Annotated in this window: 12 protein-coding genes; 5 read left to right on the top strand and 7 right to left on the bottom strand. The window is 62.6% G+C overall.

All coding sequences use genetic code 11. The annotated features are described in order from the left end of the window. Positions 1–2: 2 nt before the first annotated feature. Positions 3–1,004 carry a 2-hydroxyacid dehydrogenase gene (locus tag LB552_RS06435; RefSeq protein WP_224602940.1) on the bottom strand — a complete coding sequence of 334 codons (1,002 nt, stop codon included), beginning with the start codon at positions 1,002–1,004 and terminating at the stop codon, positions 3–5. A gap of 270 nt (positions 1,005–1,274) precedes the next feature. On the opposite strand from LB552_RS06435, the gene LB552_RS06430 reads away from it, so the two are divergent. Then, complete coding sequence (locus tag LB552_RS06430; protein ID WP_095765950.1) at positions 1,275–1,832, top strand: SH3 domain-containing protein; 558 nt, start codon at positions 1,275–1,277, stop codon at positions 1,830–1,832. A gap of 140 nt (positions 1,833–1,972) precedes the next feature. On the opposite strand, the gene LB552_RS06425 is transcribed toward LB552_RS06430, so the two are convergent. Both LB552_RS06425 and irrA read right to left on the bottom strand, forming a co-directional pair. Beyond that, positions 1,973–2,353, bottom strand: a complete 381-nt coding sequence (locus tag LB552_RS06425; protein WP_224602938.1) for a DUF4260 domain-containing protein — start codon at positions 2,351–2,353, stop codon at positions 1,973–1,975. 4 nt (positions 2,354–2,357) lie between these two features. After that, entirely contained in the window at positions 2,358–2,789 is a 432-nt protein-coding gene (irrA, locus tag LB552_RS06420) for an iron response transcriptional regulator IrrA (protein ID WP_095766194.1), read from the bottom strand. 249 nt (positions 2,790–3,038) lie between these two features. On the opposite strand from irrA, the gene fabA reads away from it, so the two are divergent. The 4 genes from fabA (at position 3,039) to LB552_RS06400 (ending at position 7,389) form a co-directional block, all read left to right on the top strand. Further along, positions 3,039–3,554, top strand: coding sequence for a 3-hydroxyacyl-[acyl-carrier-protein] dehydratase FabA (gene fabA, locus LB552_RS06415; protein ID WP_140845655.1), 516 nt, complete (start codon positions 3,039–3,041; stop codon positions 3,552–3,554). 115 nt (positions 3,555–3,669) lie between these two features. Next, the gene (fabB, locus tag LB552_RS06410; RefSeq protein ID WP_224602936.1) at positions 3,670–4,890 is read left to right on the top strand and encodes a beta-ketoacyl-ACP synthase I; all 1,221 of its coding nucleotides are present in this window, start codon (positions 3,670–3,672) and stop codon (positions 4,888–4,890) included. 30 nt (positions 4,891–4,920) lie between these two features. After that, positions 4,921–5,733 carry an enoyl-ACP reductase FabI gene (fabI, locus tag LB552_RS06405; RefSeq protein WP_095765954.1) on the top strand — a complete coding sequence of 271 codons (813 nt, stop codon included), beginning with the start codon at positions 4,921–4,923 and terminating at the stop codon, positions 5,731–5,733. Positions 5,734–5,835: 102 nt separating this feature from the next. Continuing rightward, positions 5,836–7,389, top strand: coding sequence for a putative bifunctional diguanylate cyclase/phosphodiesterase (locus LB552_RS06400; protein WP_224602934.1), 1,554 nt, complete (start codon positions 5,836–5,838; stop codon positions 7,387–7,389). 87 nt (positions 7,390–7,476) lie between these two features. Here the strand turns inward: LB552_RS06400 and LB552_RS06395 are convergent, their stop codons facing one another. The 4 genes from LB552_RS06395 to corA form a co-directional block, all read right to left on the bottom strand. Further along, positions 7,477–8,487 carry a class I SAM-dependent methyltransferase gene (locus LB552_RS06395; protein WP_224602932.1) on the bottom strand — a complete coding sequence of 337 codons (1,011 nt, stop codon included), beginning with the start codon at positions 8,485–8,487 and terminating at the stop codon, positions 7,477–7,479. A gap of 132 nt (positions 8,488–8,619) precedes the next feature. After that, the gene (pnp, locus tag LB552_RS06390) at positions 8,620–10,770 is read right to left on the bottom strand and encodes a polyribonucleotide nucleotidyltransferase (RefSeq protein ID WP_095765957.1); all 2,151 of its coding nucleotides are present in this window, start codon (positions 10,768–10,770) and stop codon (positions 8,620–8,622) included. Between the two features lie 380 nt (positions 10,771–11,150). Continuing rightward, on the bottom strand, positions 11,151–11,420 hold the full coding sequence (gene rpsO, locus LB552_RS06385) for a 30S ribosomal protein S15 (protein ID WP_095765958.1): 270 nt from the start codon (positions 11,418–11,420) through the stop codon (positions 11,151–11,153). 189 nt (positions 11,421–11,609) lie between these two features. Then, positions 11,610–12,704 carry a magnesium/cobalt transporter CorA gene (gene corA, locus LB552_RS06380; protein ID WP_224602931.1) on the bottom strand — a complete coding sequence of 365 codons (1,095 nt, stop codon included), beginning with the start codon at positions 12,702–12,704 and terminating at the stop codon, positions 11,610–11,612. Between the last annotated feature and the right edge of the window lie 147 nt (positions 12,705–12,851).

Raw genomic sequence — 12,851 nt, 5'->3', positions numbered from 1 at the left:
TTTCAGGTCCTGAGCGGCAGCACGCGGTCCGGCGGTCGGTGGCCGTCGAAAAAGGCACGGATGTTGATGATCACCTTCTCGCCCATGTCAATGCGGCCCTCGAGCGTGGCCGAGCCCATATGCGGCAAAAGCACCACCTTGCCCTTGGCGGCGAGCTTCAAGAGCTTGCTGTTCAGCGCCGGCTCGTGCTCGTAGACGTCAAGGCCGGCTCCGGCGATCTTGCCGTCATGGATGAGCTTGATCAGCGATTCCTCGTCGATGATGTCGCCGCGCGCGGTGTTGACGATATAGGCCGAAGGCTGCATCAGCGCGAGGCGGCGGCCGGACAAAAGGTGGAACGTCGCCGGCGTCGACGGGCAGTTGACCGAGATGATGTCCATGCGGGCCAGCATCTGGTCGAGGCTTTCCCAGTAGGTCGCCTCCAGCTCCTCCTCGACCGCCGGCAGCACGCGGTGCCGATTGTGGTAGTGGATCGACAGGCCGAAGGCCTTGGCCCGCCTGGCGACCGCCGTGCCGATACGGCCCATGCCGACGATGCCGAGACGTTTGCCCCAGATGCGCCGGCCGAGCATCCAGGTTGGCGACCAGCCGGCCCATTTCTTGTCACCCGTCAGCACATTGGCGCCTTCGGCCAGCCTGCGCGGCACGGCGAGCATCAGCGCCATGGTCATGTCGGCGGTGTCTTCGGTGAGCACGTTCGGCGTGTTGGTGACGGTGATGCCCTTCTTGGCGGCCGCCGCGACGTCGATCTTGTCGACGCCGTTGCCGAAATTCGCGATTAGCTTGAGGTTCTCGCCGGCCTGGGCGATCAGCGCGGCATCGATATGGTCGGTGATGGTGGGGACCAGCACATCGGCTTCCTTGACTGCCGCGACCAGCTCCGGCTGCGTCATCGGCCGGTCCTCGACATTCAACCTCGCGTCGAACAGCTCGCGCATGCGCGTTTCGACCGGATCGGGCAGCTTGCGCGTGATGACGACGAGGGGCCGTTTTTTGCCTGCCATTTTATCCCCGAAGCTTCTTCGATCAGGATGACGTTTCGTCGAATCGTCATCCTGATCCTACTCTTTGTAGGAGCATGATCTTTTCCGAAAACCGGTTCCCACTTTTCGGGATCATGCTCTCGAAACCGATCTCGTTGAGACCTCTTTAACCAAGACCGGCGAAACTTGTAGCCAGTCGCGGCATCAGTCCACTCCTGTAACAAGCGGTGCCGCCGAAGACAAAGAAAAAGGGGCGCTCATCCGCACGGACCGGCGCCGAAAGGAACGAAAGTGTCTGGTTTCGCGTCGCTTCGCCTGGCCTTCAGTGCAGCCATTCTTGGCGCCCTGCTTTGCGCGCCGCAGGCATTCGCGCAAAGCGCGGCCGCGCCGGCGCAAACCATAACGCTTGGCCCGAGCGGGCTGCCGCTGCCGCGTTTCGTCAGCCTCAAGCCGGCCCGGGTCAACTCGCGCGTCGGCCCCGGCGCCAACTATTCCGTCAACTGGATGTATCTGAAGGCCGGCCTGCCGATGGAAGTCATCCAGGAATTCGACACATGGCGCCGCGTGCGCGATGCCGACGGCTCGGAAGGCTGGATCAACCAGTCGCTGCTCTCCGGCCGCCGCACCGCGATCGTTGCGCCCTGGCAGCGCGGCAAGGGCGGGCGAATCAACCTTCTCGACGAGCCCGACAAGGATGCGGGTGTCATCGCCATCATCGAGCCGGGCGTGATCGGCTCGATCAAGAAATGCGACGGCCAATGGTGCGAGATGACCTTCGACGGCCATACCGGCTGGATGGCGCAGTCGCAGGTGTGGGGCGCCTATCCCGGCGAGAAGGTCAAGAACTAGGCTGTGTCGATATTCAGGTAAGGCCGGTCTGCGAATGCCGGCTTTCTGCGCTTCCGGTGCTCACGTACTTTAAGTACGCTCCGCTCCGGTTCTCGAAAACCGCCATTCTCGACTTGGCCTGACCTGAATCTCAACACAGCCTAACTGGACACACCGTCCTGCTGGCGGCCGATGCGGCCGAGATGCGTATCCTGAAAACCGGTGGGCAGCTTGAGGCCGTAGCCGAGGGCACGGTCGATGGCGATGTGCGCGATCCAGATGAGCGCCACGGCGGTCGTGATCGGGCCGGCGAACAACGCGCCCGCAAGCAGAAGCACGAGCGGGGCAATCAGGATATGCAAGGCGTTGTAGGTGACGGCGCCGACGCTTGGCCCGGCGAGATAGCCCAGCATCGACAGGTCCGGCGCAAGGATGAGCAGCGCAAACAGCCACCAGGAAAAACCGGAGATCGCATAGCAAACGATAGCCAACGCGGCGACGGTGGCCCATTCAAACCGGACAATCAAATCGACGGGCCGCACGGGATCAGTTGCCGCGCTTCGGGCGAAGCCTCACGACGATGTCCACATTGGCGATCTCCATGCCTTCCGGAGGCGCCGGCAGGTTGGAGACGGTCACCGGTCCGCTCTCGATATCGAAAATCCGGTTCTCGCCCTCGACGTAGAAGTGATGGTGGTCGGAGGTGTTGGTGTCGAAATAGGTTTTCGAGCCTTCGACCGCCAGGATGCGCAGCAGTCCGGCCTGGGTGAACTGGTGGAGCGCGTTATAGACCGTCGCCAGCGAAACCGGCACGCCGGCGGCGATCGCCTCTTCGTGCAGTTCCTCGGCCGAAAGGTGGCGGTCGCCCTTGGCGAAAAGCAGGTCGGCCAGCGCAATGCGCTGGCGCGTCGGCCTCAGGCCGGCTTCGCGAACCCGCTTGTCCACAGCGACATTTTCCTTCCTGTAGCCCGAATCCATCTCTTCGCGTCGAAGCTTTGCTGCCCAGCCCACCAACAGGTCCAGAATGGCAAAAAGACGTCAAAAGCCAAAACCGGACATCAGCCGACATATATTCTGTAGTCCGAATGCGATCAATAGCGCGCATTGACCCGGGCAGGCGCACGGGTTAAGCGCAAACGCCGGTTTCCGGCCGCAAACAGAGTGTGTTAGGAAACCAACGAGAAGGGCGACCTGCCGCCCGCGAAAGAACACGGGGACAGAAATTTGATGGCGGATCAAAAGTCCAGCTACGATTACGAGGAACTGCTTGCCTGCGCTCGCGGCGAGCTGTTCGGCCCGGGCAATGCCCAGCTGCCCTACCCGCCGATGCTGATGTTCGACCGCATCACCGAGATCAGCGAGACCGGGGGCGCCTTCGACAAGGGCTTCATCCGCGCCGAGTTCGACATCAAGCCGGACCTGTGGTTCTTCGCCTGCCACTTCATCGGCAACCCGATCATGCCGGGCTGCCTCGGCCTCGACGCCATGTGGCAGTTGACCGGCTTCTATCTCGGCTGGCTGGGCGAACCGGGCAAAGGCATGGCGCTTTCGACGGGCGAGGTGAAGTTCAAGGGCATGGTGACGCCGTCGGTGAAGAAGGTCGAATATGGCATCGACTTCAAGCGCGTGATGCGCGGCCGCCTGGTGCTCGGCATCGCCGATGGGTGGCTCAAGGCGGATGGCGAACCCATATATGCGGCTACGGATCTGAAGGTCGGCCTGTCCAAGCAGCCGGCCGCCTGACCGTTTTCCGCCACGGCGCCCGCGTAGCCAACGGATGCCACGTCAGTTTGTTTGCGTATGATCAAGGGCGAAGCCGGTTAGGTCTTTCGCCCGAATACGCGGGAAGGAGTTGCGAATGAGACGGGTCGTAGTGACAGGGCTCGGCATTGTGTCCTCGATCGGCAACAATGCCAATGAGGTGCAGAGCTCGCTTTACGATGCAAAATCAGGCATCAGCTTTTCCAATTCCTTCGCCGAACACGGCTTCCGCTGCCAGGTCTGGGGCGCGCCGACGCTCGATCCCACCCCGATGATCGACCGCCGCGCCATGCGCTTCCTGAGCCAAGGCGCCGCCTGGAATCACGTCGCCATGGACCAGGCGATCGCCGATGCCGGCTTAAGCGAAGGCGACATCACCAATGAGCGGACCGGCATCGTGATGGGTTCCGGCGGGCCTTCGACCCGCACCATCGTCGAAGCGGCCGAAACCACGATCAAGAACAACAGCCCCAAGCGCATCGGCCCGTTCGCCGTGCCGAAAGCCATGTCATCGACGGCGTCGGCCACCTTGGCCACATGGTTCAAGATCCACGGCGTCAATTATTCGATCTCGTCGGCCTGCTCGACCTCCGCGCATTGCATAGGCAATGCCTATGAGCTCATCCAGTGGGGCAAGCAGGACATGATGTTTGCCGGCGGCCACGAGGACCTCGACTGGACCATGTCTGACCTGTTCGACGCCATGGGCGCCATGTCGTCGAAGTTCAACGACAACGCATCGGCCGCTTCGCGCGCCTATGACGTCAACCGCGACGGTTTCGTCATCGCCGGCGGCGCCGGCGTGCTGGTGCTGGAGGAACTGGAGCACGCCAAGGCGCGCGGCGCCAAGATCTACGCCGAGGTCGTCGGCTACGGCGCGACTTCCGACGGCTACGACATGGTCGCACCTTCGGGGGAAGGCGCGATCCGCTGCATGCGCCAGGCGCTTGCCACGGTGTCTTCGCCGGTTGACTACATCAACACCCACGGCACCTCGACGCCGGTCGGCGATTCCAAGGAAATGGGCGCCATCCGCGAGGTGTTCGGCGACAAGATGCCTTACATTACCTCGACCAAATCGCTCACCGGCCATTCGCTGGGCGCGGCCGGCGTGCAGGAATCGATCTATTCGATCCTGATGATGCAGGGCGGTTTCATCGGCGAGAGCGCCCATATCGAGGAGCTCGATCCGGAATTCGCGGGCATGCCGATCGTGCGCAAGCGTATCGACGACGCCAGGATCGACACCGTCCTGTCCAACTCCTTCGGTTTCGGCGGCACCAACGCAACGCTGATTTTCCAGCGCTATTCCGCATAAGACCAGCGTTTTTCATAAGGATTGCCAGGCATGGAAGGGTTGATGAAGGGCAAGCGCGGGCTTGTCATGGGTGTTGCCAACGACCATTCGATTGCCTGGGGCATCGCCAAGAAGCTGTCGGAACATGGGGCCGAGCTCGCTTTCACCTATCAGGGCGACGCCTTCGGGCGGCGGGTCAAGCCGCTGGCCGAGAAAGTGGGGGCCTCGCTGATCGTGCCCTGCGATGTCGAGGACAGCGCCTCGGTCACCGCGACCTTCGAGACCCTCGGCAAGGCCTGGGGCGGGCTGGATTTCGTGGTGCACGCCATCGGCTTTTCCGACAAGAACGAGCTGAAGGGCCTTTATGCCGACACCAGCCGCGACAACTTCGTGCGCACCATGGTGATCTCCTGCTATTCTTTCACCGAGATCGCCCGCAACGCCGCCGCGTTGATGGGCAATGGCGGCTCGATGATCACGCTCACCTATGCCGGCTCGGTCAGGGTGATGCCGAACTACAACGTCATGGGCGTCGCCAAGGCCGGGCTGGAAGCCAGCGTGCGCTACCTGGCCAACGACTACGGCCCGCGCGGCATCAGGGTGAACGGCATCTCGGCCGGGCCGGTTCGGACGCTGGCCGGCTCCGGCGTGTCCGATGCCCGCCACATGTTCTCCTACCAGCAGCGCAATTCGCCTTTGCGGCGCACCGTGACCATCGACGAAGTCGGCGGCTCGGCGCTTTACCTGCTTTCCGATCTGTCGTCTGGCGTCACCGGTGAAATCCACTATGTCGATTCCGGCTATCACATCGTTTCGATGCCGGCACTGGAGGAATTGAAGCAGAACGACGGCACGCGGGAATAGTCTGCGGCGGCGACAGTAGCGCTCCAGTAAAATTGGATTCATCGGCGGAAACTCATTTTAAGGAGATATCCGCTATAAGGCCCCGCAATCTGGGGACAATGCATGCCTGCAGTCAGCAATCCCAAACGGACTCCGCTGTTCCGGCTGATCACCATCGCCAGCTCGGGCATGGGCAGTTTCATCCTTGGACTGTGGGGGCTGAGGTTCGGCTTCGGCGACGGCATGGCCGGCATGCCGGCCGAAACGATGGCGGGCGTCATTGCCGCTCTCTGCGCCCTTGCCGCCGGCGGAGCAGCACTCTCGTTCTTTGCCGGGGTCGACGAATCCGCGGCCTATGTCTTCAAGGAAACCCATTTCGACAAGCTGACCGGCCTTTTGTCGCGCCAGGCCATGGTCGGCAAGATAGCCGAGGCCGCCTCCGGGACGATCCGAACCGGCGAGCCGGTATTCCTGATCGACATCGATATCGACCGCTTCAAGCAGATCAACGACGCCATCGGCTACAGCCAGGGCGACGAACTGATCTGCGCCTTCACCAGCAGGCTGACGGAGACTATGCCGGAGGATGCGGTGATCGGCCGTATCGGCGCCGGCGAATTTGCGGTGCTTTTGCCGGACCGCCAGATCAGGGGCTCGATCGAGCGGCTGATCGAGAAGCTCATCAACGAGATGATGGAGCCCTATCAGCTGCAGACGCATCTGCAGTCGGTCAGCCTGTCGGTCGGCATCGTGGCGATGCCAAAGGACGGCGTCGACCCGGTCCTGGTCCTGCGCCGCTCGAACCTGGCGCTGCAGAACGCGCGCGCCAGCGGCATCGGCAACTGGTCTGTCTTCCACGCCGACATGGGCCGCGTTGCGGACTATCGGCAATGGATCGAGTCGGAGCTGAAGACCGCTTTCGATCGAGGCGACTTCAGCCTTCACTACCAGCCGCAGCTCGACCTGCCGAGCGGCCGCATCGTCGGTTATGAGGCGCTGATCCGCTGGAAGCACCCGGAGCGCGGCATGATCCCGCCGATGGAATTCATTCCGATCGCCGAGGAAACCGGCATGATCAATCCGATCGGCGAGTGGGTGCTGCGCAAGGCCTGCAGCGACGCCCGGTACCTGCCGGAGGAATGCTTCGTCGCCGTCAACATCTCGCCTGTCCAGTTCATGACCAGGGATTTCATCGGCATCGTGCGGGAGGTGATGGAATCGACCGGCATCAAGCCCTCGCGGCTGGAGCTCGAGGTCACCGAGACGGCGATGATGCAGGACCGCGACCGCGCCGCAGCCATCCTGGAACAGCTTGCCGGGATGGGTATCTCCGTGGCCGTCGACGACTTCGGCACGGGCTATTCCAATTTGAGCTACCTGATCGATTTCTCCTTCGGCAAGCTGAAGATCGACCGTTCCTTCGTCAGCCGCATCGACACCGATTCCAGCTCCGGCGCGATCGTGTCGACCATTGTCGGCCTGTCACGGGCGCTGGGCGTGGGCATCATCGCCGAAGGCGTAGAGACCGAGAACCAAGCCACCCTGCTCCGAGCGGCCGGCTGCGAGGTTGTGCAGGGCTATCTGTTCGGCCGGCCGGCGCCGCTCAAGGTCGAGCTTGGCGAAGCGCGGTCCGCCTTCGGCATGCACGAGCCGGCCCGCATCGTCAGCGTACAATAGAACAAGTATTCTTCCCGCCGCAATTGTGGATCCAAGGTACGGCGAAGGCGCCGAATCCACCCCGCTGCACGCTTTTCCTTGATTGCTTCAGCGGCGCGCCGAAAACACCTTGAACATGCCGTCGCGGGCGATCTCGGCATGGCTGGCGAAGGCCGCCGAGAGCGCCTGTTCGTAAGGAAGCTGGCGGTTGGCGACCATGAACAGGCGGCCGCCCGGTTTCAACGCCTTCGACGCGGCGCGGATCATGCCGGAACCGATCTCCGGCTCGGACGCGCGGCCGCGGTGAAAGGGTGGGTTCATGACGATCGCGTCGTAGCGCCGTTCGACCGCCTCGGTGAGCAGATCGGTCCAGAAGAAACGCGGCTCGATGGCGCCGCCCTGGACGTTCAACCTGGCTGCTTCCAGGGCCTCAAAATCCGCTTCGTAGAGATCGAGTGCGGTGAGGCCTTGTGAGCGCTGCAGGACTTCCACCGCCAGATAACCCCAGCCGGCGCAGAAATCAGCGACGTTGCCTTTGAGATCGTCAGGCAGGTTCGCGGCCAGCAGTTTCGAACCGGCATCGATCCGATCGAAGGAGAACATGCCAGGCCTGGTCTTGAAACCGCCTTCGATGATCAAATCGGGGTTGCCGGCGCGCAGCGTCGCGGCTGTCTCCGCGCCGGCTCGCTTGAACCAGAAGGCAACGCCGTGATGCTTCGGCAAATGGCCTTCGAGCGGCACCAGGGCGTTGATCCGTTTGCGCAGGCTGTCGATGCCGTCCTCCTTGCCGCCGGCAACGACGACCAGCCCGCCCGGCTGGACGCGCTCTATCGCCTCGGCGACACGCTGCTCGTTCTGGCCGCGATGACGGCCCGCAAGCACCAACGCCAGGTCGAAGCCGGTATCCTCGGCGCGCGGCGTGACCGCGTAGCCGGACGCCTGCAGCGTTCGAAAATGTGGCCGAAAGCCTTGCACGAGGTGCAGCGCCGCCTCAAAGCCGGCAGGCAAGCGGAAGCCGGGCTCGGCGCCGAGAAACAGGACGCGGGCATCCTTTCGCGGCAGAGGCAGCGCCTCGGCCTCGAACGGGTAGAACAGCGTCTTCAGCGGCTCCGCGGCCATTCACCTGCTCCGTAGGACCTTTGCCCGACGCAATTCCGGACGGAAACGGTTGCCGCTTTCCTGGAACTGCCCTGAAACAAAAACGGGCGCGACCTCGCGGCGCGCCCGTCTTAAATTATCCGGTCAAACCGATCAGGCGGCGTCTTCCTCGCCGTCCGACTTCTTCTTGTCCTGGACGATTTCCTTGCCGGTCGCCTGGTCGACGACCTTCATCGACAGGCGGACCTTGCCGCGCTCGTCGAAGCCCATCAACTTGACCCAAACCTTGTCGCCTTCCTTGACGACGTCCGAGGTCTTGGCGACTCGCTCATTGGCGAGTTGCGAGATATGGACGAGACCGTCGCGCGGGCCGAAGAAATTGACGAACGCGCCGAAGTCGGCCGTCTTGACGACGGTGCCTTCATAGATCTCGCCGACTTCCGGCTCGGCGACGATTGTGTGAATCCACTTCTTCGCCGCCTCGATCTCCTTGGCGTTCGCCGAAGCAATCTTGACCGTGCCGTCGTCCTCGATGTTGATCTTGGCGCCGGTCTTCTCGACGATCTCGCGGATCACCTTGCCGCCGGAACCGATGACGTCGCGGATCTTGTCGGTCGGGATATGCATGACCTCGATGCGCGGCGCGAATTCGCCGAGCTCGGCGCGGGCGCCGGACAGCGCATGCGCCATCTCGCCGAGGATATGCAGGCGGCCGTCCTTGGCCTGGGCCAGGGCGATGCCCATGATCTCCTCGGTGATGCCATCGATCTTGATGTCCATCTGCAGCGAGGTGACGCCGTTGGCGGTGCCGGCGACCTTGAAGTCCATGTCGCCGAGGTGGTCCTCGTCACCGAGGATGTCGGAGAGCACCGCAAAGCGCTCGCCTTCCTTGATCAGGCCCATGGCGATGCCGGCGACCGGCTTTGCCAGCGGCACGCCGGCATCCATCAGCGCCAGCGAGGTGCCGCAGACGGTCGCCATCGAGGACGAGCCGTTGGACTCGGTGATCTCCGAAACGACGCGCAGCGTGTAGGGGAACTGGTCCGCGCTGGGCAGCATCGGCCGGATGGCGCGCCAGGCGAGCTTGCCATGGCCGATCTCGCGGCGGCCCGGCGAACCCATGCGGCCCGTCTCGCCAACGGAATAGGGCGGGAAGTTGTAGTGAAGGAGGAACTTCTCCTTGTACATGCCGGTCAGCGAATCGACATACTGCTCGTCCTCGCCGGTGCCGAGCGTGGCAACGACCAGAGCCTGGGTTTCGCCGCGTGTGAACAGCGCCGAACCATGGGTGCGCGCCAGGACGCCGACTTCGGAGACGATCTTGCGGACCGTCTTCAGGTCGCGGCCGTCAATGCGCGAGCCGGTGTCGAGGATGTTCCAGCGCACGACCTTGGCCTGGAGTTCCTTGAACACCGAGCCGATCTGCTCGGAGGTGTATTTGGCCTCTTCGCCTTCGGCCGGCGCAAACGCGGCCTTGACCTTCGACTTGACGGCGTCGACGGCGGCATAGCGCTTCTGCTTGTCGGTGATCTTGTAGGCCTCGCGAAGCTCGTCGCCGACGATCTTCAGCATCTCGGCTTCAAGCGCTGAGTAATCCGGCGCGGTGAAGTCGCGCGGCTCCTTGGCGGCGACCTCGGCCAGCTTGATGATCGCGTCGATCACAGGCTGGAAGCTCTTGTGGCCGAACACGACGGCACCGAGCATCAGTTCCTCGGAGAGTTCCTTGGCCTCGGATTCGACCATAAGCACGGCGTCGCCGGTGCCGGCGACGACGAGGTCGAGCTTGGATTCCTGCATTTCGTCGATGTGCGGATTGAGCACATATTCGCCGTTGATGTAGCCGACGCGGGCGCCGCCGATCGGGCCCATGAACGGCACACCGGAAAGCGTGAGCGCAGCGGAGGTGGCCACGATCGAGAGAATATCGGGATCGTTCTCGAGGTCGTGCTGGACGACGGTGACGACGATCTGGGTGTCGTTCTTGTAGCCGTCCGCGAAAAGCGGGCGGATCGGGCGGTCGATCAGGCGGGAAACCAGCGTTTCCTTTTCGCTCGGGCGGCCCTCACGCTTGAAGTAGCCGCCCGGGATCTTGCCGGCGGCGTAGGTCTTTTCCTGGTAGTTGACGGTAAGCGGGAAGAAATCGAGGCCGGGCTTCGGCTCCTTCATCGAAACGACGGTGGCGAGAACGACGGTCTCGCCATAGGTGGCGAGCACCGCGCCGTCAGCCTGGCGCGCGATCTTGCCTGTTTCCAGGATGAGCGGACGGCCGCCCCATTCGATTTCCACTTTGTGTTGATTGAACATGTCTTGTCCTTCATATGCGGAAAGGGCCGCGCCGTCCTAACGGTCACGGGTTCTCCCTTTCCTGGCTTCCTTCGGGCAGCCACGGGCAAGACAACGGGAGGCTCGTAGGTCCGGCTCATAAGCCGAGCGAGCATCCTGCAATCCTGCCCCATGACCGTCCATGGGGCGGTTCCGAATGGCCCTCTGCGCGTCCGGAACCGTTTTGGCCGACCGATCGGCCGGCTTTTGCGCATGACGCCGGAAACCGCTGTTTCCGGAACGCGCCCTGCGCGAATGCGAATTTCTAGAGCGCGTCGCGCTCCGGCATTATCGCACCGGATCGACCGATGCGCCAATGCGCGACCGGCGGGCCCTCCGAGGAAGACCCGCCGGTCAATTCGTCAGCGACGCAGACCGAGCTTGTCGATCAGCGTCTGATAGCGCCCGTCATCCTTGCGCTTGAGGTAGTCAAGCAGGCTGCGGCGCTGGGAGACCAGAGCAAGCAGGCCACGGCGGGAATGGTTATCCTTCTTGTGGTCCTTGAAGTGCTCGGTCAGGTTCTTGATGCGCTCGGAAAGAATGGCAACCTGGACTTCCGGGGATCCGGTGTCGCCCTTGGCGGTTGCGAATTCGGTCATCAATTCCTTCTTGCGGTCGGCAGTAATCGACATCGTGCTTTTCCTTATCTGTTGGAGGAAACGGGACGCCCACAGCCGGGATGTCGTCCAGCAGGGGCCAGTGCAAGCGACGCGTCAGGGCGCGAAGCTGCGGCGCATATAGTCCAATTCCGGAATAAACACCAGCCCAAATGTCAAGCCGGCTTGTCGCAGGTCTTGCCACGAAAACAAAGGGTTCAGCGGCTATAGCCACTTCTTCCATTTGAAGAAGAAGATCAGTCCGGCGGCGACAAGCGCCATGAACAGAATTGCCACCGGATAACCGTAATAGGCTTTCAGCTCCGGCATGTTCCAGGGCGAGCTTTGCGGATCGAAATTCATCCCCCAGACGCCGACCAGGAAGGTCAGCGGCATGAAGATCACCGAGACGATCGTCAAATAGGAAATGACGTCGTTGGTGCGGGCCTGGGTCAGCGAGACATGCATCTCGATCAGGCCGGTGAGCATGTCGCGCTGGTTCTCGACCAGCTCGATCAGACGCAGCGAATGGTCGAGCGTGTCGTTGAAGAAGATCTTGGTCTCCGCCTTCACGAAGGCCACGTCGTTGCGGATCAGCGTCGCCAGCGTGTCGCGCATCGGCCACAGCACGCCTTTGAGCACGTTGGCGTCGCGCCGCAATTCATGCAGCTGCCGCATCTGGTGCTTGTGCGGCTTATTCAGCATCTCGTCCTCGATGCCGTCGACCAATTCGCTCGCCGCCTCGATCGGTGGGAAATAGCTGTCGACGATGGCATCGATCAGCGCATAGGCAAGATAGTCGGCCCCGCGCGAGCGCAGGCGGTTGGGCATCGCGGCCGCAATGCGCTTGCGCACCGGATCGAACGGATCGCCTTCGCGCTCCTGGAACGTGACGACGAAATTGCCGCCGAAGAACAACCCAATCTGCTCGTAGCGATGTGAGGTGACATCGTCGATCATGCGCATGACGACGAAGGCATGATCCTCGAAGAAATCCACCTTGGGCCGCTGTCCGGTGTTGACGACGTCCTCCAGAGCCAGCGGATGCAGGCTGAAGATGCGGCCGATCTCCTCGATCAGCGGGATATTGGCAAGTCCGGTGCAATCCAGCCAGACGACAGGCCATTTCTCGCAATGCGCGTTGAGATCGTCGATCGAGGCATTGTCGATTGTTTTGTATTTCTCGGGCGAGATCAGCGTCAGCCGCAGCTCGCTGCGCCGCGCCGCCGGATCGGCGATAAGCGTGCCTGGCGACGCCCCAACCGGCGGCCGGCGGGTTTTCAGCGGTTCCCGCTTCTTGCCTGCATCAGCCTTGGCCATGAGATATCCTCGGGACTCAGCATTCGGCCCAGATTAGAGCAATTCCAGCAAAAGTGCGCACCGGTTTCCCGTCCGGAATTGCGTAATAACAAACACTTAAGGCGCGTCACGCTGAGACGGATTGAGTCGACGCGCTTTAAGTCTTGT

Origin of the sequence: Mesorhizobium sp. CA7 (assembly GCF_020165015.1) — a bacterium.
In the GTDB taxonomy this organism is placed as follows: Bacteria; Pseudomonadota; Alphaproteobacteria; order Rhizobiales; family Rhizobiaceae; genus Mesorhizobium.
Note: the sequence above shows the minus strand (reverse complement) of the source record. Positions and strands in the feature narration are given on the sequence as shown.

Bases quoted from the DNA above. Each gene is read 5' to 3' on its own strand.
- LB552_RS06435 (WP_224602940.1), bottom strand. From the start codon at position 1,004: ATGGCAGGCAAAAAACGGCCCCTCGTCGTCATCACGCGCAAGCTGCCC.
- irrA (WP_095766194.1), bottom strand. From the start codon at position 2,789: ATGGATTCGGGCTACAGGAAGGAAAATGTCGCTGTGGACAAGCGGGTT.
- fabA (WP_140845655.1), top strand. From the start codon at position 3,039: ATGGCGGATCAAAAGTCCAGCTACGATTACGAGGAACTGCTTGCCTGC.
- fabB (WP_224602936.1), top strand. From the start codon at position 3,670: ATGAGACGGGTCGTAGTGACAGGGCTCGGCATTGTGTCCTCGATCGGC.
- fabI (WP_095765954.1), top strand. From the start codon at position 4,921: ATGGAAGGGTTGATGAAGGGCAAGCGCGGGCTTGTCATGGGTGTTGCC.
- LB552_RS06400 (WP_224602934.1), top strand. From the start codon at position 5,836: ATGCCTGCAGTCAGCAATCCCAAACGGACTCCGCTGTTCCGGCTGATC.
- LB552_RS06395 (WP_224602932.1), bottom strand. From the start codon at position 8,487: ATGGCCGCGGAGCCGCTGAAGACGCTGTTCTACCCGTTCGAGGCCGAG.
- pnp (WP_095765957.1), bottom strand. From the start codon at position 10,770: ATGTTCAATCAACACAAAGTGGAAATCGAATGGGGCGGCCGTCCGCTC.
- rpsO (WP_095765958.1), bottom strand. From the start codon at position 11,420: ATGTCGATTACTGCCGACCGCAAGAAGGAATTGATGACCGAATTCGCA.
- corA (WP_224602931.1), bottom strand. From the start codon at position 12,704: ATGGCCAAGGCTGATGCAGGCAAGAAGCGGGAACCGCTGAAAACCCGC.